Origin of the sequence: Modestobacter sp. VKM Ac-2985 (assembly GCF_026967925.1) — a bacterium.
Classification (GTDB): Bacteria; Actinomycetota; Actinomycetes; order Mycobacteriales; family Geodermatophilaceae; genus Modestobacter.
This window is the reverse complement of the sequence record NZ_JAPVBI010000002.1, coordinates 35,898-56,383: the sequence shown is the minus strand read 5'-3', so window position 1 is coordinate 56,383 and position 20,486 is coordinate 35,898. Positions and strand designations below refer to the sequence as shown.

At 73.6% G+C, this 20,486-nt stretch carries 18 protein-coding genes and 1 pseudogene; 9 read left to right on the top strand and 10 right to left on the bottom strand.

Annotated elements, in window-relative coordinates; all coding sequences use genetic code 11:
• Positions 1–106: 106 nt before the first annotated feature.
• Positions 107–1,678, top strand: a complete 1,572-nt coding sequence (locus O2V61_RS09445) for a molybdopterin-dependent oxidoreductase (protein ID WP_269183058.1) — start codon at positions 107–109, stop codon at positions 1,676–1,678.
• Positions 1,679–1,692: 14 nt separating this feature from the next.
• Here the strand turns inward: O2V61_RS09445 and O2V61_RS09440 are convergent, their stop codons facing one another.
• The 4 genes and pseudogenes from O2V61_RS09440 to O2V61_RS09425 form a co-directional block, all read right to left on the bottom strand.
• Positions 1,693–1,896, bottom strand: coding sequence for an alpha/beta fold hydrolase (locus O2V61_RS09440; protein WP_269183057.1), 204 nt, complete (start codon positions 1,894–1,896; stop codon positions 1,693–1,695).
• Positions 1,897–1,940: 44 nt separating this feature from the next.
• Positions 1,941–2,696 (bottom strand): annotated as a pseudogene (locus O2V61_RS09435) (alpha/beta fold hydrolase); the annotation flags it as partial.
• Positions 2,697–2,870: 174 nt separating this feature from the next.
• Positions 2,871–3,482 carry a hypothetical protein gene (locus O2V61_RS09430; protein ID WP_269183056.1) on the bottom strand — a complete coding sequence of 204 codons (612 nt, stop codon included), beginning with the start codon at positions 3,480–3,482 and terminating at the stop codon, positions 2,871–2,873.
• Between the two features lie 108 nt (positions 3,483–3,590).
• Positions 3,591–4,244: a hypothetical protein gene (locus O2V61_RS09425; RefSeq protein ID WP_269183055.1), complete on the bottom strand. Its 654-nt coding sequence runs from the start codon at positions 4,242–4,244 to the stop codon at positions 3,591–3,593.
• Between the two features lie 134 nt (positions 4,245–4,378).
• On the opposite strand from O2V61_RS09425, the gene O2V61_RS09420 reads away from it, so the two are divergent.
• Positions 4,379–5,863, top strand: a complete 1,485-nt coding sequence (locus O2V61_RS09420; protein ID WP_269183054.1) for a phosphatase PAP2 family protein — start codon at positions 4,379–4,381, stop codon at positions 5,861–5,863.
• Positions 5,863–6,735, top strand: a complete 873-nt coding sequence (locus O2V61_RS09415) for a metallophosphoesterase (protein WP_269183053.1) — start codon at positions 5,863–5,865, stop codon at positions 6,733–6,735. Before O2V61_RS09420 ends, O2V61_RS09415 begins: the two co-directional genes overlap by 1 nt.
• A gap of 26 nt (positions 6,736–6,761) precedes the next feature.
• Here the strand turns inward: O2V61_RS09415 and O2V61_RS09410 are convergent, their stop codons facing one another.
• Positions 6,762–7,178, bottom strand: coding sequence for a MarR family winged helix-turn-helix transcriptional regulator (locus tag O2V61_RS09410; RefSeq protein ID WP_269183052.1), 417 nt, complete (start codon positions 7,176–7,178; stop codon positions 6,762–6,764).
• A 67-nt stretch (positions 7,179–7,245) separates the two neighbouring features.
• Between O2V61_RS09410 and O2V61_RS09405 the strand changes: the two genes are divergently transcribed.
• Positions 7,246–9,093: an ABC transporter ATP-binding protein gene (locus O2V61_RS09405; protein ID WP_269183051.1), complete on the top strand. Its 1,848-nt coding sequence runs from the start codon at positions 7,246–7,248 to the stop codon at positions 9,091–9,093.
• A gap of 29 nt (positions 9,094–9,122) precedes the next feature.
• Positions 9,123–10,529: a metallophosphoesterase gene (locus O2V61_RS09400; protein ID WP_269183050.1), complete on the top strand. Its 1,407-nt coding sequence runs from the start codon at positions 9,123–9,125 to the stop codon at positions 10,527–10,529.
• Here the strand turns inward: O2V61_RS09400 and O2V61_RS09395 are convergent, their stop codons facing one another.
• On the bottom strand, positions 10,530–10,982 hold the full coding sequence (locus tag O2V61_RS09395; RefSeq protein WP_269183049.1) for a hypothetical protein: 453 nt from the start codon (positions 10,980–10,982) through the stop codon (positions 10,530–10,532).
• A 140-nt stretch (positions 10,983–11,122) separates the two neighbouring features.
• Here O2V61_RS09395 and O2V61_RS09390 point away from each other — a divergent pair, with 140 nt between their 5' ends.
• Together O2V61_RS09390 and O2V61_RS09385 are read left to right on the top strand one after the other, a co-directional pair.
• A complete protein-coding gene (locus O2V61_RS09390; RefSeq protein WP_269183048.1) occupies positions 11,123–12,373 on the top strand; it encodes a methyl-accepting chemotaxis protein in 1,251 nt (416 codons plus the stop codon).
• 142 nt (positions 12,374–12,515) lie between these two features.
• Positions 12,516–13,856, top strand: a complete 1,341-nt coding sequence (locus O2V61_RS09385; protein WP_269183047.1) for a pectate lyase family protein — start codon at positions 12,516–12,518, stop codon at positions 13,854–13,856.
• Positions 13,857–13,898: 42 nt separating this feature from the next.
• On the opposite strand, the gene O2V61_RS09380 is transcribed toward O2V61_RS09385, so the two are convergent.
• From O2V61_RS09380 to O2V61_RS09365, 4 genes are read right to left on the bottom strand one after another with little or no spacing between them, the layout of a single operon-like run.
• On the bottom strand, positions 13,899–14,990 hold the full coding sequence (locus O2V61_RS09380; protein ID WP_269183046.1) for a M24 family metallopeptidase: 1,092 nt from the start codon (positions 14,988–14,990) through the stop codon (positions 13,899–13,901).
• 19 nt (positions 14,991–15,009) lie between these two features.
• Entirely contained in the window at positions 15,010–16,107 is a 1,098-nt protein-coding gene (locus O2V61_RS09375; protein ID WP_269183045.1) for a LacI family DNA-binding transcriptional regulator, read from the bottom strand.
• On the bottom strand, positions 16,104–17,021 hold the full coding sequence (locus O2V61_RS09370) for a PmoA family protein (protein WP_269183044.1): 918 nt from the start codon (positions 17,019–17,021) through the stop codon (positions 16,104–16,106). The genes O2V61_RS09375 and O2V61_RS09370 overlap by 4 nt, the downstream gene beginning before the upstream one ends.
• A gap of 2 nt (positions 17,022–17,023) precedes the next feature.
• Positions 17,024–18,205 (bottom strand): Gfo/Idh/MocA family protein, encoded by a 1,182-nt coding sequence (locus O2V61_RS09365; protein ID WP_269183043.1) that lies wholly within the window; start codon positions 18,203–18,205, stop codon positions 17,024–17,026.
• Between the two features lie 414 nt (positions 18,206–18,619).
• Here O2V61_RS09365 and O2V61_RS09360 point away from each other — a divergent pair, with 414 nt between their 5' ends.
• Positions 18,620–19,585, top strand: a complete 966-nt coding sequence (locus tag O2V61_RS09360) for a carbohydrate ABC transporter permease (RefSeq protein WP_269183042.1) — start codon at positions 18,620–18,622, stop codon at positions 19,583–19,585.
• A 19-nt stretch (positions 19,586–19,604) separates the two neighbouring features.
• Complete coding sequence (locus tag O2V61_RS09355) at positions 19,605–20,465, top strand: carbohydrate ABC transporter permease (protein ID WP_269169747.1); 861 nt, start codon at positions 19,605–19,607, stop codon at positions 20,463–20,465.
• The last annotated feature ends 21 nt before the right edge of the window (positions 20,466–20,486 follow it).

Here is a 20,486-nt window from a genome sequence, read left to right as displayed (position 1 = left end):
AGTCCTCCCGCCGTGTCCGTCGATCCGGTTCACCTGTGCGTGACGATCCGGCGTCGGTTCCCCGGCTCCGCGTGTGGCACCGACCGCGCCGGGCGAAGCTGGGTGCATGGGCGAGCCACGACTGGTCGAGCGATCGCGGGACGACCACGCGGCGCAGCGGGTGACGGCCGACCGTGCGGCGCTGTCCGGGCTGCTGGCCGCGGCCACGGGCATCGCCGTGGTCGAACTGGTCGCCAGCGCCGTCGGCGCCGTGCCGTCGCTGGTGATCTCGGTGGGGGACACCGTCATCGACAGCGTGCCCGGTTGGTTGGAGCGCGCGGCGATCGCCGCGCTGGGCACCAACGACAAGCCGGTGCTGCTGGCCTGCATCGCGCTGGTCGCCGCCCTGCTGGGCGCCGCGACGGGTCGGCTGGCGCGGCGCCGGTTCCTGCTGGGTGCGGTGGCGTTCGTGCTGATCACCGCGCTCGGTGTCGCTGCCGGCCTCGCCGCGCCGGACGCCTCGCCCGTGCCCACCGTGCTGACCGGCGCGCTGGGCGCCGCGGTCGGGGTCGCCGTCCTGTACCGCCTGCTGGCTGCGGCGGCCGAGGAGCCGCCGGCCGACGGCTCCTCGACGACGGACCGCCGCAGCTTCCTCCTGCTGGCCGCCGGCGCCGCCTCGGTGGCGGTGGCCGGCGGTGTGGGCGCCTGGTTCCTGGGTGGGCGGGAACGGCTGACCGAGCTGCGGGCGGCGATCCGGCTGCCGGTGCCGGTGCGGCCGGCCGGGCCGGTACCCCCGGGCGCCGACCTGGAGGTCCCTGGTCTCACGCCGCTGTTCGTCCCCAACGACGAGTTCTACCGGATCGACACCGCGCTCCGGGTGCCCATCATCGACCCGGCCGACTGGCAGCTGGAGATCCGGGGCATGGTGGACGAGCCGTTCACCATCACCTACGACGAGCTGATGGCGATGCCGCAGATCGAGGCGGACATCACGCTGACCTGCGTCTCCAACGAGGTCGGTGGGGACCTGGTCGGCAACGCCCGGTGGCAGGGCGTGCCGCTGCGCGCGCTGCTCGAGCGCGCCGGCGTGCAGGCGGGCGCCACCCAGCTGCTCGGCCGCTCGGTCGACGGGTTCACCGCCGGCTTCCCCACGCTCACCGCGCTGGACGTGGAGGAGGCGATGGTGGCGGTCGGGATGAACGGCGAGCCGCTGCCGACCGAGCACGGCTTCCCCGCCCGGCTGGTCGTCCCGGGGCTGTACGGCTACGTCTCGGCCACCAAGTGGCTGTCCGCCATCGAGCTGACCGACTGGGACGTCGACGGCTACTGGATCCCGCGCGGCTGGGCCAAGGAGGGACCGATCAAGACGGCGTCGCGGATCGACGTCCCCCGGCTCGGGGGCACCGTGCCCGCCGGCCGGCAGCCGATCGCCGGGGTCGCCTGGGCGCCCACCCGGGGGATCGAGGGCGTGGAGGTGCGCATCGACGACGGGCCGTGGCAGCAGGCCGAGCTGGCGGAGCGGCTCGACGTCGACTGCTGGCGGCAGTGGTACCTGCCCTGGGACGCGACGCCTGGCGTGCACGTGATCGCCGCCCGGGCCACCGACGGGCTCGGGGAGCTGCAGACCGACGAGCAGCTGCCGGTGGCGCCCGACGGTGCGACCGGCTACCCGGTGATCGAGGTCGTCGTCGAAGGCTGACCGGCGGCCGGGGGTCAGCCGCCGGTTGCGGCCTGGGACCGGTCCAGCAGGTCGTCCAGGGCCGCGTCCACGGCGTCGGGGTGGGTGGTGTTCACCATGTGCCCGGCGCCGTCCACCATGACCAGCTCGGCCTGCTCGCCGATCTGCGCCGACATCCGACGCGCGGAGTGGGCGGGGATGGTGCGGTCGTGCGTCCCGGCCAGGACGAGGACCGGCACGGCGCGCAGGACCGCGATCGCTGGTCGTAGGTCGCCAGGCTCCGCAGGTAGGCAGACAGGACACCCACCGGGGTCTGCGCCCACATCCGGTACGTCGCCTGCGCCGCGCCCGCGGGCGGGTCCCCGGCGAAGAGCTGCCGGCGCAGCACCCGGCGCCCGGGCCGGGTGCGGAACGGTCGGAGCGTGCCGGCCAGCGGAGCCGCCAGCCACAGCGACCACGCAGCGCCGGCGGACAGTCCGGTCCAGGCCCGGGCGGTGACCCGGTTGTCGGCCCGTTCTGCGCCGGTGAGCGGCGCGGCTCGGGTGCTCAGGAGCGCGGCACCGCGGATCCGGGAGCCGAACAGCTCCGGCCGCTGGGCGGCCAGCGCGAGCACGGCCATGCCGCCCATCGAGTGCCCGACCACCACGACCGGCCCGTCGCCGTCCAGCTGGTCGACCACCTGGCCGAGGTCGCGGCCCAGTCGGGCCACCGTCGCGGCCCGCCCGCCCGCCCAGCCGCTGGCCCCGTGCCCACGCTGGTCGTAGCGGACCACGCGTGCCCGGCCACGCAGCGCCGTCCACTGCGGGTCGAACATCGTGGCGTCTGCGCCGATGCCGTGCACGAGGACGACCGTCGGCGCGGGGACCTCCTCGGCGACCTCCACGTGCAGCCGGATCCCGTCGTCGGTCCGGACGGACGGTGACGACCCCGTCGTCCGGCGGGCCAGCCGGCGGGCCTCTGCCCGGCGGGCTACGACCGCGGCGACCAGGCCGGCCGAGGCCAGCGCGGCGGCGGCCACCCCGTGGTCGCGTGCGCTCATCCGGCGACGTGTGCGGCGTCCAGGGCGGCGGCGGCCGGGGGAGTTCAGGGCGTCAGGCACGACGGTGGCCTTCCGTGGGAGCGGTGCGATGGTCAGAGGGCGTCCGACAGACGACGGCGTCCCCGGACCGCAGCAGCTGCGGGCCGGGGACGCCGTCGTGGGTCCAGCGTGGGATCACTCCACGAGGGTGATCTCCGACGCCTGGACGTAGTAGTCGCCGGTCTCCAGCTCGTCAGCAGGCGTGTAGAGCTGCAGGCTGGAGAGGAACTCCTCGTCGATCTGCTCGAGGGTCCCGCCGAAGCTCACCGTGTCGCCCTCGGCGACCTCGAACGGGGACTCCGTGCCCTCCGTGCCGCTGAAGGGCTCCAGCCGGACCATGATCGTCTGGCCGGCCTCCGGGCCGACGAAGAACGCCTCGTCGGCGACGACCGCCTGCACCTCGACGGTGTTCGCCTGGACGGGCTCCCCCACGCTGGCGCTCAGGTCGACGTCCGGGGACAGGACGTCGAGGTCGCCGATGAGCACGGCACCCAGCCCGATCTCGGACGCTGCCGCCGGCGTCTCGGTCTCGGTCCCGGTCACCTCCGTCTCGGTCTCGGTGGTCGTCTCCTCGACCACGGCGCCCGTGTCGGCGCCGACGTCCAGGTCGTCGTCGTCACCGGCGAACTCGGCGATCAGCCACCAGATGACGAGCGCAGCGATCAGGGCGGCCAGCAGGAGCCATGGCCAGATGGGCCGCTTCTTCGCGGCGGCGACGGTGGCGCCGCTCGTGCGTGGGTCGGTCATCGGTAGGTGTCCTCCAGGTCGGTGACGGATGTGCGCTCACTGGGGTGCCCGGGGAAGGCCGTGCGGCGCATCAGTCGGTGGAACGTGACCGGATCGCAATCCGGCCGGTCACTCGTCGGTGGTCTCCTCGACCGGGTCGGGGAACCCGGTGTCGTCGGTCGGGTCCTCGTCCGGGTCGGGGAAGCTGAACCCCTCGAACGGCTCGCTGTCGTCCGCGGACACCGGCACCTCGACGGTGATCTCGCCGGCCTCCTCGAACACGAAGGTGACCGGGATCGACTGGGACGAGCGCAGTTCGGTCTGCAGGCCGACCAGGACGATCGAGGGGGAGCCCTCGGCGCCGATGTAGGTGTTGTCGTTCTGGGCGACGACGATCTCGAGGGCGTCGCTGTCCTCGGCGCTCCCGCCGGTGCTGACCGCTTCCTCGAAGTCGGGGCCGGTGACGTCCACCAGGGTGACCGGCTCGGTGCCGGTGTTCGTCAGGGCGGCGTAGAGGGGCACCTCCTCGCCGACCTCGTAGAGACCGTCGACCGGGTAGGCGAGCTCGATGCCGACGAGCTCGACGTCCTCGTTGATGCTGACCACGGGGGAGTCCGGTCCGCCGACGATCTCGGCACCCTCGTCGTCGACGACCTCACCTTCGTCGTCCTGCAGGCTCGGGGAGTCCTCCGTGTCGCCGCAGCCGGTGACGAGGAGCAGCGGTGCGGCGACGGCGAGCGCGACGCCCGGCCACCGCCGGTGGCGAGGAAGGTGGGAGGTCATGAGCCAGTCCGTTCTCTCGGCGAGCAGGGATCGGACGGCCCGTACCCGGCGCCCCGGGGGGTAGGCATGCGCCGCAGGTCACGGTGTCGCAACGATGACCGGTGTTCCGGGCCGAGCTGGGTAGCGGGAGTCCCATGAGTCGGCCCCTCCCCACCTCGACCCAGTCACCGCCCGACCAGGAACAGTCGCGGGCAGCCGGCCGGTTCAGCGGCCGTGCGGTCCTGGGGCTGGTGGCCCTGCTCGTCGGCGCCGTGCCCTTCCTGGCGCTGTGGCTGCTGGTGCAGCAGAGCTGGTCGCCGCTGGCATCCCTCGACGGGGACGTGGCGGCGGACCTCAACGAGGCGGTCAGCGGCTCGTCGGTGACGGTGAGCATCCTGCGCGGCGTGACCGACCTCGGGGGCACCGGCGCCTCGGTGCTGGTGACGGTGCTCGCGACGCTCTTCCTGCTCATCCGCCGGCACCGGCGGATGGCCGCCTACGTCGCAGTCACCGGGATGGGCCTGCCCGTCCTCATCCTGCTCACCAAGTACGTGGCCGACCGGGCCCGCCCCGTGGTGCTGAACCCGGTGGTCGACACCCCCGCCAACCAGAGCTTCCCCAGCGGTCACGCGATGACCGCCGTGGTGACCTGGGGGGTGCTGCTGCTGGTGCTGCTGCCGGTGGTCAGCCGCCGGGTGCGCCCATGGCTGATCGCGCTGTTCGCGCTCTTGGTGTTCGCGATCGGTTTCACCCGGCTGGCCCTCGGCGTGCACTTCGTGTCCGACGTGCTGGCCGGCTGGGCACTCGGAGCGGCCTGGCTGGCGATCATGACGGCGGCCTTCCGCGGCTGGCAGCACGACCGGCACGAGTACACCGACGAGCCGCTGGACCCGCTGGAGGTCGACCCCGCGGAGATGCCCCGTCCGGCCCCCACCCACCAGGCGGTGCTCCCCGCCGGACGGACGACGGTCCTGCAGCTGGTCGGTGCGGCGGCGGCGTTGTACGCCGTGCTAGTAGGGCTCGGGCTGCTGGTCACCCGCGTGCTGCGGGACACCGCTCTCGGCCGGCTCGACCAGAGCATCACCGTCTGGTTCGTCGACCAGCGCACCGAGACGCTCACCACGGTGGCCGACGCGGTGGGGATGTTGTCCGGCACCCGGGCGGTCATCGCGGTCGGGCTCACCCTGGCGGTCCTGTCACTGGCCTGGGTGGGCAGCTGGCGCCCCGTCGCCTTCGTCCTGGTCACGATCCTCGGCGAGGTGGTCATCTACTTCCTCGTCGGCCTGGCGGTCGGCCGGGTGCGGCCCGACGTCGTCGACCTGACCGAGGGGTTGCCGGCCGGCGCCAGCTGGCCGTCGGGCCACTCGGGGATGGCCGTCGCCCTCTACGGCGGCCTGGCCGCGCTGGTGATCGGCTACCGGGTCAGCCGCTGGCGGTGGGCCGTGCTCGCCGTGCCGGTGCTGCTCGCACCGGCGATCGGCATCACGCGGATCTACGTCGCGGCCCACTTCCCGACCGACGTCCTCGCTGGGCTGCTGCTGGGCACCGTGTGGGTCCTGGCCTGCGCCTGGGCCTTCCGGCTCGGATCCGGGCAGGGCGTCCGGCATCCCGCCACGGGCGCGGGCATGGCGAGCCGGTGATGCGGCGCTGGTTCGTCCGTGGCGGGGTGGCCCTGCTCGCGGCCCTCGTCCTGCTCCTCGGCTACGGCGTCCTCATCGAGCCGCGGTTGGTCCTCGACGAGGACCGGTACGCGGTCGAGCTCCCCCGGCTGCCCGCGGAGTCGGCCGGGCTGGAGGTCGCCCTGCTCGCCGACATGCAGATCGGCATGTGGTGGGCCAACACGGGGATGGTCGAGCGCGCCGTCGAGCGGGTGGTGGAGGAGGACCCCGACCTCGTCCTGCTGGGCGGGGACTTCGTCTACCACGCCGGCCCGGACGTCGAGCCGGAGGTGGCGGCGGCGATGGACCTGCTGAGCCCGCTGCTGGACTCCGGCATCCCCACCTACGCCGTCCTCGGCAACCACGACTACGAGAGCGACGCCGCTGAGGAGCTGACCGCCGCGCTGGAGGGCGCCGGGGTCCCGGTGCTGCTCAACGAGTCGGTGCCGGTGCCCGGCACGGGGGACGACCCCCTCCACGTCGTCGGCGTCGGGCCCGCCCGACCCGGCCTGGTCGACGTCGACCAGGCGCTGAGCGGGCTCCCGGCAGAGGCGCCGCGCGTGGTGCTGATGCACAACCCGACGGCCTTCCCGGAGATGCCGCCGGGCAGCGCGCCGCTCACCGTGGCCGGGCACACCCACTGCGGGCAGTTCGCCCTCCCGGGTACTCCGCACCGCAGCTGGCTCGGCCTCACCGAGGAGGAGGCGGTGGTCGCCGACGGGTGGGCGGAGGCCGGTCACGGGGCCGAGGGCAACGCGCTCTTCGTGACCTGTGGCCTCGGGTTCAGCGTGGTGCCGGTGCGGATCAACGCCCCGCCGGAGGTCGTGTTCTTCGAGCTGCGACCGGCGGACTGACCCTCCGACCGAGGGCGGCCGGTCGCTCAGTCGGTGAGCTGACGCAGTATCCGTTCGAGCTCGGCGCGGTCTGCGGCCGACAGGCGGGCGAACAGCTCGTGGGAGTCCGCAGCCCGGGCGTCGTCCACCTCGCGCTGCACCCGGCGGCCGGCCTCGGTCGGGGTCAGCCGCACCGCCCGCCGGTCCGCGGGGTCGGCGGTGCGCTCGACCAGGTCCCGCTCCTGCAGCCCGTCGGCCACCTCGGTCGCCGAGCGCGGGGCGATGCGCAGGGCCTCGGCCAGCTCGGAGAGCCGGACGCCGTCGCGCGAGCAGACCACCCGGAGCGCCCGGGCCTGGTGCGGCGAGAGGTCCCAGGGGGCGAGCGTGGCGATGAACCGGCGGCGCAGCGTGCGGGCGACCCGCATGAGCAGGTCGCCGAGCGTCGCCGTGCCGCCGTTCCCCATGGCGGGAACAGTAGCGGCACCCCTGAGGTTGCCACACGGTGAGGTAACCTCAGGAAAGCAGAGAGGGGTGCTCGCCATCGACGACACCATGAACCCCGGCCGGGGCGGCGGGCGCTCCGGCGGCCGGCCCGACCCGGCCGACCGCGCGCAGCTGGAGCGCGCTCCCGTGAGCTGGCGCCGCGTGGCCCGGCTCTTCCGGCCCCACCGTCGACAGCTCGCGGTCGTGGTCGCGCTCATCGTGACCAGCTCCGCCATCGCGCTCGCCACGCCGTTCCTCATCCGGCTGGTCATCGACGAGGCGATCCCGGAGCAGGACGTGCCGCTGCTGGGCTGGGCGGTCGCCGGCATGGTCGCCGTCGCGGCGGTGACCGCCGTCCTCGGGGTGCTGCAGACCTGGCTGTCCACCACCGTCGGCCAGCACGTCATGCACGGGCTCCGCACGTCGGTCTTCACCCACCTGCAGCGCCAGTCGCTCGGCTTCTTCACCCGCACCAAGGGCGGCGAGGTCCAGTCCCGGCTCACCAACGACATCGGCGGCATGCAGTCGGTGGTCACCACCACCGCCACCTCCTTCGCCGCCAACGCCACCACGGTGATCGGCACCGTCGTCGCCATGGCCGTGCTGAGCTGGCGGTTGTCACTGCTGTCCCTCGTCGTCCTGCCGCCGGCCGTCTGGCTGACCCGGCGGGTGGCCCGGATGCGCCGGGAGATCACCGCCGAGCGCCAACGGTCCCTGGCGGACATGCACTCCCAGGTCGAGGAGGGGCTCAGCGTCAGCGGGGTGCTGCTGGGCAAGACCCTCGGCGCGGGCCCGGCCCAGTCCCGGCGGTTCGCCGGCACCTCCGACGTCCTGGTCGGGCTGGAGGTGCGTTCGCAGCTGGCCGGTCGCTGGCGGATGGCGACGATGAGCATCGTGTTCGCCGGCATCCCGGCGCTGATCTACCTGATCGCCGGGCTGCCGGCGACGTCGGGCGGGATGACCATCGGCACGCTGGTCGCGTTCACCGCGCTGCAGGGGGCGCTGTTCCGCCCGCTGATGGGACTGCTGGACATCGGCGTCTCGCTGACCGCCTCGATGGCGCTGTTCAGCCGCGTCTTCGAGTACCTGGACCTGCCGGTCGACATCGACGACCCGGCCCACCCGGTGCCGCTCGACCCGCGGACGGTGCGCGGCGAGGTGCGGTTCTCCGCCGTCGGGTTCCGCTACCCCGACGGCGCCCGCGACGCGCTGGACGGCGTCGACCTGACCGTGCCCGCCGGGGCGACCCTGGCGCTGGTGGGGGAGACCGGGTCGGGCAAGAGCACGCTGGCCTCGCTGGTCGCCCGGCTCAACGACCCCACGTCCGGGCGGGTCACGATCGACGGCGTCGACGTGCGGGACGTGGCCCTGGCCGACCTGGCCCAGGTGGTCGGCGTCGTGGCGCAGGAGACCTACCTGCTGCACGGCACGATCGCCGACAACCTGCGGCACGCCAAGCCCGACGCCACCGACGCCGAGATGGTCGACGCCGCCCGCCGGGCGCAGGTGCACGACGTCATCGCCGCGCTGCCGGCCGGCTACGAGACCGTCGTCGGCGCCCGTGGCCACCGGTTCTCCGGCGGGGAGAAGCAGCGGCTGGCGATCGCCCGCACGCTGCTCCGCGACCCCCGGGTGCTGGTGCTCGACGAGGCGACCAGCGCGCTGGACAACACCACCGAGCGCGCCGTCCAGACGGCCCTGGACGAGGCCAGCCGCGGCCGGACGACGATCACCATCGCCCACCGGCTGTCCACGGTGCGCGACGCCGACCTGATCGCGGTGCTCGCGCAGGGCCGGGTGGTGGAGCAGGGCACGCACGAGGAGCTGCTGGCGCTGGGTGGCCGCTACGCAGAGCTCGCCGGCGCAGCCGAACGGGACGCCGTCCTGGTCGCCTGAAGCCGCAGGGCACCGGGTAGGGGACGGCGATGACCGAGACGCGCTTCGAGCCCTACGTCCACCTCGTCGACGTCGGCCCCGACCGGGCCCTGATCGCCTGGGGCGGCTTCTGGTTCCGGCGCCCGGACGGCGGCGCGCGCTGGCGGCTGGTCGACGACGAGCAGCTGGACGCGGTGGACGAGGGCCGGACCGGCAGCATCGGAGCCCGCTCCCGGTCCTACGGCGAGGCGGTCGTGGAGGTGCTCGACGACGAGGGTGGGACGGTCGGCCGGGCGGTCACCGGGGAGCGGAACCACGCGTGGGTCGGTGGTCTGCGCCCGGACACCCGCTACCGCTACCGGATCACCGTCGACGGCCGGCCCTGGGCCGACGGCGAGCGGTGGGACTGGGGTCCGGTGTCCCGCGGCGGGCTCGACCTGCGGCCGGCCGGGCGGGGCTACGACCTGACCTTCCGGACGCACCCGGCACCCGACGTCCGGGCTCCGCTGTCCTTCGCCGTCCTGGGCGACTACGGCGTCGGGGTCGTGGTGGACTCCGAGGAGGGCCGCCGGCAACGGCGGGTCGCCGCGGTGCTCGACCGGCTGGCCGACGACCGCGGGATCCGGCTGGTGCTCTCCACCGGCGACAACGTCTACCAGGGCGAGAGCGGCCGGGTGAGCACCGGCACCGGCGTCGCAGACGCCGACTGGTTCTCCAGCTTCTACCAGCCCTACCGGTACCTGCTGGCCCGGGTGCCGGTGTACCCGACGGTCGGCAACCACGACACCAGCGACAGCGAGTCCAGCGACGACCGCGAGCAGGTCCGCGACAACTTCCACACCGACCTGCGTTTCACGCCCGAGTCGGCCGGTGAGCGGGCGTCGATCGACCCGGGCATGTTCTACCGGTTCCGGTACGGCGCCGACGTGGAGTTCGTGTGCATCGACACCTCGCTGGCCGATCCGCTGCCCACCGAGCACTTCTTCCAGAACCCGCGACACCAGGCCTGGTTGGACCGGGCGCTGCCCGCCGACGACCACGGTGGGCCGACCTGGCGGCTCCCGTTCTCCCACCACCCCACCTACTGCGCGGGGCCGCACCATCCGAACACCGACTCGATGGTGCGCGAGCTGGTCCCGCGGTTCCGCCGGGCCGGTGTCCGGGCCGCCTTCGCCGGACACGAGCACAACTTCCAGCTGTCCCGGGTCGACGGCATCGACTACTTCCTCTCCGGCGCCGGTGGGCAGCTGCGCGACGACCCGCCCACGGAGTTCGCCGGGGCCGGCACCGTCGCCTGGGCGGCGCAGTCCCACGTCCTGCTCGCCGAGATCGACGGCGACCGGCTGGTCGTGACGCCGTTCAGCGGCATCGCCGAGGACGGACGGCTGCAGCCGATGACGGCGCTGTCGCCGGGCGACGAGGTCGTGGAGGTGCCGTTCGTGGTGTCGGCCGGCTGATCAGCGCCCCGGCTCGCGCGGCGCCTCCGTCATCGCCAGGACGCTCCCCGCGACGCCGATGACCAGCAGCGCGAGCCCCACGCTGACCCAGCCGAAGGTGTCCCAGTAGACGTCCTCCAGCTGGATCAGCAGCGCCGCCTCGTCGACCACCAGCGCCAGCCCGATGCCGAAGAACAGGCCCAGCCCTGCCCGCACCCGGGGGGAGCGGTCGCCCAGCGCGACCCCGCCGACGAGGGCGAGCAGCAGGATGCCCCAGAGGTGGTGGTGCAGGTGCGTGCCGCCGACGGCGACGTCGCCCAGCAGCGCGACGTCCTCGCGGATCAGCCAGGTGATCAGCCGCAGCAGCGCGAAGGTCGCGGTGAAGCCCCACCAGGCGAGCACGTACCCCCGGCGGGTCGCGAGCACCTCGCGCAGCCGATGGGGACGACGGTCGGTCTGCTCGCGGGAGGTCATCGGCAGACCGTGCCCCGCTGCACCCCGGAGAACTCACGGCGGCCGACTTGATCGCGCACCATCCGTGCCGATAGCTGGGCATGACGACGACGTCGACCGGAGTCCCTGCGCGCGTCCCGTTCCTGCCGCGCGGTGTCCGGTTGGACGAGGCGAGCTTCGCGGCCCGCCACCGGGTGATCTCCCTGGTGCTCGCCGCGCACGTCCCCGTGCTGGCCGGACTCGGGCTGGTCCGGGGCGTCGGTGGGTGGCTGCTGTGGGGTCAGCTGGCCGTGCTGGTCGTGCTGTTGCTGTCGGGTCAGGTGCTGAGCGGCCAGGTCGCCCGGTCCAGCGCGATCGCCGTCGGCCTGATGATCGGCGCCGACGTCCTCGTGCACGTCGGCGGCGGCCTCACCGACCTGCACATCTGGTTCTACGTCGTCCTGGCCCTGGTCGCCCTGTACCAGGCCTGGGTGCCGTTCCTGCTCGCCGTCGTCTTCGTCGCCGTGCACCACGCGGTGATGAGCCTGGCCATGCCCATGTCGGTCTTCTCCACCGCCGAGGCCCAGGCCGACCCGGTGCTCTTCGCCCTGCTGCACGCGGTGTTCCTGCTGGCCGAGGCGACGTTCCTGGCCTACGGCTGGAAGTTCGCCGAGCAGGCCGAGCGGGCCCGGCAGGCCCAGCAGCAGCTCGCCGAGGAGCAGCTGGCCGCCCAGGTGGCGGCCCAGGAGGAACTGGCCGAGGAACGGGCCCGGGTGGCGGAGGAGGCAGCGGACCGGCTCCGGGAGCGCGCCGACCGCGCGGCCGCCCAGCAGGACCAGCTGGCGGGGCTGCTCGGCGCCGGGCAGCGGCTCGACGCGAACGTCGGGGTGGCGACCGAGGTCATGGTCGGGCTGCGGGAGGCGATCGGGGAGATCGCCGCGGCCGCGTGCCAGGCGACGTCGACGGCCAACCAGGCCAGCCTCCAGTCCCGGGACAGCGCCGCCACGGTCGAGCGCCTGGCCGGCACCATGGCCGAGATCGACCAGATCGCCGGCAGCATCTCCAGCATCGCCGACCAGACGAACCTGCTGGCCCTCAACGCCACGATCGAGTCGGCGCGCGCCGGTGAGTCGGGCAAGGGCTTCGCCGTCGTCGCCGGGGAGGTCAAGGACCTCGCCACGGAGACCGCGCAGGCCACCGAGCGGATCCGGCGGGTGGTCGACGCCGTTCGCGGCGACGTCGCCGCAGCCGGGGCTGCGCTGAACGGCGTGCAAGAGGTCATCCGGGGCGTCGTCGACGCCCAGACGACGATCGCGGCCGCGGTCGAGGAGCAGAACGCCTCGTCGGCGCAGGCCCAGGAGGCGATCACCGGGGCCTCCCGGGAGGCCGCCCGGATGGCCGCGGACCTGCGGGGCCTCGTCTCCGGGATGTGACCCGGCCGGACACGCCGAGGTGGCCGGCGGGACAGCGGGCGAGTCGTCTCGGACGTCTTGACACCGTTTCGAGAGCGCCGTTAACGTGACGCGCCTCACGTGGGAAACCGCTTTCCCACCGCCTTCGAGATCTTGGAGTGACATGCGCGCACTGCGTCGCACGCTGATCGTGACCGCGGCCGGAGCACTGGCCGTCACGCTCGCCCCCACCGCTGCCGCCGCGCACGGCAAGGACGTCGGCCGGCAGGTGCTCGGCCCGCAGGACGGCTGGGCCGCCGCCGAGGGGGGCACCACCGGCGGCTCCACCGCCGCCCCGGAGAACGTGTTCCACGTCCGCACCTGGGAGGAGTTCCGCGCAGCCCTCGGTGGCGACGCGGCGCGGGGGGACACCACGCCGCGGGTCGTCCACGTCCACGGCGTCCTGGACGCCCAGCTGCGCACCGCCGACGGCGCCGTGGACTGCGCGGCCTACGAGGTCGAGGGCTTCGACATGGCCGACTACATCGCGGCCTACGCGCCCGAGGTCTGGGGCACCGAGGCCGAGCCCACCGGCCCGCTGGAGGACGCCCGGGCGGCGTCCGCGGACGTGCAGGAGGCCCAGGTGCGCCAGTACGTCGGCTCCAACGTCACCATCGTCGGCGTCGGCCGGGACGCCGGCATCGTCGGCGCCGCGCTCACCGTGCGCGGCTCGGACGACGTGATCATCCGCAACCTCCGGCTGTCCGACGCCTACGACTGCTTCACCGCCTGGGACCCGACCGACGGCGACGCCGGCGCCTGGAACGCCGCCTACGACAACCTCTGGCTCGCCGAGTCCACGCACGTCTGGGTCGACCACAACACCTTCGACGACGGGCAGAACCCCCCGGAGGCGCTGCCCACCGTGTACGGCCAGAAGTTCGAGGTGCACGACGGCCTGCTGGACATCACCAACTCCACCGACCTGGTCACCGTCTCCTGGAACGAGTTCCGCGACCACGACAAGACCAACCTCGTCGGCTCCTCCAACAGCCGGGTCGCCGACCGCGGCCGGCTGCGGATCACCTTCCACCACAACCTGTGGGAGGACATCGGCCAGCGGGCGCCCCGGGTGCGCTACGGCGACGTGCACGTCTACAACAACTGGTACGTCGTCTCGGACCCGGAGACCTACCAGTACAGCTGGGGCGTCGGCGTGGAGGCGGAGATCGTCGCCGACAACAACTTCGTCCAGCTGGCCCCGGGCGTCGACCCGGCGTCCTTCATCGAGGACTGGCGCGGTGACGCGCTCGACGGCACGGGCGTGGACGAGTCGGGGACGCTGGTCAGCAGCGGCCGCTCCTGGCCGCGCCGGACCAGCCTGGTCGAGGCCCACAACGCCGCGAACGACCCCGACATCCCGACGACGGTGAGCTGGACGCCCACCTTCGTGGAGCGGATCGACCCGACCCCCGCGGTGCCCGCGCTGGTGCGGGTCAAGGCCGGCTCCGGCCGCCTCCGCTGAGCGGGGCCGCCCTCCCCGCCGAACCGGCGGGGAGGGCGGCCGTCACGGGCGGACCAGGACGTCGGGGCGCAGGAGCCCCAGCTCGTCGCGGGTGGTCGGCCACAGGCCGTCGGTGGTGAGCACCTCCAGGCCGCCCTCGCCCAGCAGCAGGGTGTCCTCGATCTTCACCCCGGGGGCGGACGGGTTCCAGGCCAGGGCCTGCCCGGCCACCAGCCGCACCGCGCTGTCCGGGGTGGCGACCGGGTCACGCCCCCAGTAGCCGGTCGGGCCGCCCTGGTGGTGCCGGGTCCACTCGTCGGCCGGGAAGCCCTGGTCGGCGTAGGCGCTCGCACCGGCGGCGAAGACCTCGCCGAGCGACCGCCCGGGGGTGGACGCGGCCAGGAACGCCGTCTCCACCGCCCGGATCCGGGCGTCGGCGTCAGCCTCGGCCGCGGTCGGCGGGGCGAGGGCCACCCAGCGCGTCGCGTTCGCGATCAGGCCGTGCCGCCGCGCACACACGACGAGCATCACCCGCCGGCCGAGCACCCCGTCGGTGGGCAGCGCGTGCCGGAAGGGCAGCCGCGCCTCCCCGGCGACCAGGACGACGAACGGCTCGGCCCCGCGGGCGATCAGCTCACCGCCGAGTCGGGCCGCCGCCTCGCGCTCGGCCGTCCGGGGCTCCAGCGACAGAGCGGTCGCGGTCAGCGCCTCGGCGGCGTCCCGGCCGAGCCGGCGGTACCGCTCGGTCTCGACCGGGAGCAGGCCGGCCCGGGCGGCCCGCAGCCCCTCAGCGGCGACCGGGTCGGCCTCGGTCAGCACGCCCGGGGTGCCCGGGGCCAGGTCGGGTCCCAGCAGCGGGGCCCACCAGTCGGTCACCTGCACCCGGACGTCGCTGGGCAGCTCCTCGGCGGCGAGCCGGTCGGCCTCGTTGTTCGGCACGAACACGGTGTCCCCGGAGGCGTCGACCACGACGGCGATCACCCCGTCCTCGGCGGACAGCTTGACGGCCGGCCGGGCGCCGTCCAGGTACCAGGACAGCGAGCCCACCGAGGTGAGCACCAGCCGCTCCTGCCCGGTCCGGCGCAGCAGGTCGAGCACGCGTTCGCGCTTGACCGCCCGATCGGCGGCCGACGGTCGGTCCAGGTGGTGGTGCACGGTGTCCTCCGGTGGTGGTTCAGGCGAGCCGGCGGGTGCTGTCCCGCAGCACCACCTCGGCGCGGACCTTGACGGCCTGGCTCGTGGTCTGGGGTCCGGTGTCCAGTGCCAGCTGGGCCGCGCGGGCGCCCATCTCCTCCAGTGGGAGGTGCACCGAGGTGAGCGAGGGGACGACGTCGCGCAGCGGGGCGATGTCGTCGAAGCCGGCCAGCGAGACGTCCTCGGGCACCCGCACGCCGGCGGACCGGAAGGCGGCCAGTGCGCCGAGCGCCATCACGTCGTTGACCGCGAAGACACAGGTCGGCAGCGGTCCCGCGGCGATCAGCTCGGCGGCCAGGCTCTCCCCGCCCTCCCGGGTGAACTCCCCGTGCAGCACCTGGAGGTCGGCGACGTCGACGCCCTCGGCGGTCAGCCCCTCCCGGAAGCCGATCAGGCGGTCGCGGGAGGTCAGCAGCCCGCGGGGGCCGGCGAGCACCGCGAAGCGGCGGTGGCCCAGCCGGCACAGCTCCCGGGCCAGGGCGCGGGCACCGGAGCGGTTCTGCGGCACCACGGCGTGCGTGCCCAGCCGGTCCTGGCTGATCACCGCGGCCTGACCGCCGGCCGCCGCGTAACCCTCCAGCTCGTGGGCCAGGCGCTCGTTGTGCACCCGGTCGGTGGTGCGGCTGCCGCAGATGATCAGCGCCCGCACCCGGTGGGAGCGCATCGTCTGCACGAACTCCAGCTCGCGGTCGACGTCGCTGTGCGTGCTGGCCAGGAAGACCACGAGCTCGCGCTCCTCCACCTGCCGCATCACCCCGCCGGCGATGCTGGAGAAGTACGGGTCCAGGACGTCGTGGATGATCAGGCCGACCACGTTGCTGGCGCCACGGGCCACCGCCTGGGCCTGCGCGTTGGGCGTGTACCGCAGCTCCTGGGCAGCGGCCAGGACCCGGCCGCGGTGCGGTTCACCGACCGAGCGGCTGCCGCTGAGCACCCGGGAGGCGGTGGCCAGCGAGACGCCGGCGTGCGCGGCGACCTCGGCGAGCAGCACGGGGCCGTTCCGGCGGACGGCGAGGGGGCCGGCAGCCCCGTCCTGCTCGGTGCGACGGCCGGTCGGGCTCTCCCGAGCAGTGGTCATCGCGACCCACCCTGGCCCGGCGTCGTCGCGAGCGCATCCCCGATGGCCGCGGTGCCCGGCGTCCCGTCGGCCACCAGGGCCCGGAAGCTGCGGGTCGTCGCCTCCCCGGCGGCCAGTCGCACCGGGTGCTCGGCGGCCAGCTGGGAGCCCAGCCCGGGGTAGTCGTCGACGCGGACGAACCAGGGATCGGCCCGGGTGGCCTCGTCGGCACCGGCCAGGGCCACGGTGAACGGCGCCGGGCCGGTGGCGGCGAAGGCCACCCAGGCCGCGTTCGAGCCGTGCACGGCCTCCTCGCCCTCGGCGTCCGGGCTCCACACGCGGGCGCCGGAGACCGGTGGGAACCGCCAGAACAGCCCGCCGTAGCCGGCGCCGCTGCGCCCGTTGGTCGCGGGGCTGCCCAGCCCCAGCGGGGCGTCGGTGGCGTTGCGCAGGGTGGTGGTGAGCTCCAGGCTCCAGGCGCCGGGGAGGGTGGCCCGGGCCGCCCGCACGGTGCGTTCCTCGGTGAGCAGCGTGCGCCCGTCCGGCCCCTGCCAGTCGAGGGTCTCCCGGAAGCCGTCGGGTGCCTGTGCCGCCCAGCCGGTGTGCACCTGGCGTCCGTGGTCGGCCCGCCAGGTGTAGCCCTGGTCCCGCAGGTAGGTGCGGCCGCCCCAGACGTTCGCCCCGCCGACGTCCTGCAGGGTGACCGAGACGCCGAGGTGCCAGCGGTGGTCGTCGGGCTGGGCGTCGGTGACCGGGACGCCGCTCAGGGTGGTGACCGGGTGCAGGAACGGCCGGGGGGCGAGCACGCCGGGCAGTCCGGCGCCGTCCCAGCAGGTGGCGACGACGGTGCCGGCCACGGTGAGCGAGGCAAGCGCACTGCCGGCCGGCGACGGCTCGTCCGGGACATGGCCCTGGTGCAGGGTCTTGAGGGCCACGGTCAGCTCCCCACGGCGGCCGGCTGCCGCACCGCCGGTGAACGGGCCCAGGGGGCGCCGAGCTCGGAGAACAGCCGCAGCTCCTCGGCGGCCCGGTCGACCAGCGCGTCGACGCCGGGTACGACCTGGTGGGCGGTGGCGCCCTCGCCCTCGGCCCGCCGGTGCCCGGCCGGGATCTCCGCCGGGTCCGGGGCGCAGCGCACCGCCTCCACGACCTCCATGAAGGAGCGCGTCGCTGCGGGCGGGACGAGCAGCGGCCGGGTGCGGTCGCGCAGGTGGGCCAGCAGGTCCTCGAGCAGGTCGGTGCCGGTGTGCGTCGTCGTCTCGTCGACGCCGTCGCTCTGCAGCCGCACCTCGCCGGTCTTGTAGGACAGCGTGATCCGCCCGGCGCTGCCGTGCACGACGAGCACCGGGTCGCGGGGGTGCTCCGCGGCCAGCGTGGCGGCGACGACCACCACCTGCCCGTCAGCGGTGCGGATGCGCAGGCAGGAGGTGTCGTCGGCCTCGATCGGGTTGGCCCGGTAGAGCTCCACCTCGACCGACTCCAGCGAGCCGGCGTGCGTGGCCCCGGTCAGCGCCAGGGCGGTCGCCACGGCGTGCGCGAAGGGGTTGGTCAGGGCGCCGTCGACGACCGGCACCCCGTCGACGCTGCGTCGCCCGGCCCAGCTCGCCCGGCCGTAGTAGGACGCGTCCCGGACCCACGCGCAGGCGCCGCCGATGCCCCGCACCGTGCCGATCGCGCCCTCCTCCACCAGGTCGCGCACCCGGCCGATGGCCGCCGAGCCCAGGCTCTGGAAGCCGATCTGGCAGGCCGCGCCGGTGGCCTCGATCCCCTCGACCAGCCGGTCGAACTCGGCCAACGTCGGGGTGGGGGGCTTCTCCAGGAGCACGGCGCTGCCGGATCGGGCCGCGGTGAGCGCCAGGTCGGTGTGCGTGTGGATCGGCGTGCAGATGACGGTGACGTCGGGGCTGGTCGCGGCGAGCAGCTCCGCCAGCGACGCGGCGACGGGGACGTCGCCGGCCAGTGCGCGCAGCTCGTCGTCCAGCGGCCGCGGGTCGCAGATCCCGACCAGCTGGGCGTCGCCGACCGCGGCCAGTCGGCGGAGGTTCTGCAGGTGCCAGCGACCGTGGCCGTGGGCGCCGACGAGCACCACCCGGCCGGGGAGCTCGGACAGTTCTGGCACGTGATCCCCCTTGATCGAGCCAGGCGCCGGCGCGGTCGCCGACGGGGGCCGAGCGTAACCAGACCGGCGTGTCTGGGAAAGCCCTTGCCGGGGGGTGCGCCCGGTCCCGCCGGTCGCCGACCTCGGCGACGAGGGCGAAGAACCTGGTCAGAGCCGCGCACGAGGCGTCGTTGCGCTTTCGTGACCGGCCGGTCCGAGTCGACTCGTTGACATCGTGGAGCCGTCCCGAGTAGAAAGCGCTTACCCAGTTGTGAGGCAGCGCACAGCTCCAGCCGGGTGGTCAGGGCTCCCTCGCCGAGCGTTGACAGGGTCCCGGACGAGGGTCTAGAAAGCGCTTACCGAGCATGTGACCTGCTGCACACCAGACGCACCGGACGACGAGGTCCGACGAGCTGCACAGAGAGGTGAGAGCCCGTGTCGTCAACGCTCGACGTCCCGCCGCGCGAACGCTCGCACGGCGAGGCTCCCGGGGGCGCGAGCCGCGCTGCCTCCCGTGCACGGAGACGGAGGTCCGGCTGGCTCACGCCCTACCTGTTCCTGGCCCCGTGGTTCGCCGGCCTGCTGTTCATCACCGCCGGGCCCATCGCCGCCTCCGCCTACCTGTCCTTCACCGACTACAGCCTCATCGGCGCGCCGGAGTGGATCGGGCTGGACAACTTCCAGCGGATGTTCGACGACCCGCGGTTCTACCAGTCGCTGAAGGTCACGTTCATCTACGTCGTCGTCTCGGTGCCGATCCAGCTGGCGTTCGCACTGTTCCTGGCGATGATCCTGGACCGCGGCCTCCGCGGCCTGGCCCTCTACCGGTCGATCTACTACCTGCCCTCGCTGATCGGCGGCAGCGTCGCGATCGCCATCCTGTGGCGGCAGATCTTCGGCTCCGACGGGCTGCTCAACCAGGTGCTCCGGTTCGTGGGGTTCGAGAACCCGCCCGGCTGGGTCTCCGACCCCGACTACGCCCTCGGCACGCTGATCATCCTGAACGTCTGGACGTTCGGCGCCCCGATGGTCATCTTCCTGGCCGGGCTCCGGCAGATCCCGACGATGTACTACGAGGCGGCGTCCCTGGACGGCGCGGGGAAGGTCCGGCAGTTCGTGCAGGTCACGCTGCCGCTGCTCTCGCCGATCATCTTCTTCAACCTCGTGCTGCAGACCATCAACGCGTTCCAGACGTTCACGCAGGCGTTCATCGTCAGCGGCGGCACGGGTGGCCCGGCGGACTCGACGCTCTTCTACACGCTCTACCTCTACCAGCGCGGCTTCGGCAACTTCGACATGGGCTACGCCTCGGCGCTGGCCTGGTTCCTGCTGCTCATCGTCGGTGGGCTGACCGCGATCAACTTCATCGCAGCGAAGTACTGGGTGTTCTATGGCGACTGACCTGACCGTGGCCCCCCCTGTGGCTGCCACGGAGAAGCTGCCCGACCGGAAGAAGAAGCAGCGGCCGCGCTGGCTGGCGCACATCGTGCTCATCCTGGGCGCGCTGCTCATGCTCTACCCGCTGCTGTGGATGCTCTCCAGCTCGTTCAAGTTCACCGAGGACATCTTCAGCCAGACCGGCTTGATCCCCGAGCGGGTCACCACGGAGAACTACCCCGACGGCTGGACGGCGCTGCCCCGGGACTTCGGCCACTACATCTGGAACTCGCTGGTCATCGTCGTCGGCTCGATCATCGGCAACCTGCTGGCCTGTTCCGCGGCGGCCTATGCGTTCGCACGGCTCGACTTCAGGTTCAAGAAGTTCTGGTTCGCGGTGATGCTCGGGACGATGATGCTGCCGATCCACGTGGTGATCGTGCCGCAGTACATCCTGTTCGCCGAGCTCGACTGGATCAACACCTACTGGCCGTTGATCGTGCCGAAGCTGCTGGCCACCGACGGCTTCTTCATCTTCCTGATGGTGCAGTTCATCCGGGGCATCCCGCTGGAACTGGACGAGGCCGCCCGGATCGACGGCTGCGGGCACTTCGCCATCTTCTGGCGGATCGTGATCCCGCTGTCGGTGCCGGCCCTGGCCACCACGGCGATCTTCACCTTCATCTGGACCTGGAACGACTTCTTCAGCCAGCTGATCTTCCTGACCGACCCGGAGATGTACACCGTCCCGGTCGCCCTGCGGACGTTCGTCGACGCGACGAGCCAGACGCCGTGGGGTCCCGTCTTCGCCATGTCGATCGTCGCCCTGGCGCCGGTCTTCGGCTTCTTCCTCGCGGGCCAGCGCTATCTCGTCCGAGGCATCGCCACCACGGGTCTCAAGTGACGACACCCGGCACCTCACCCG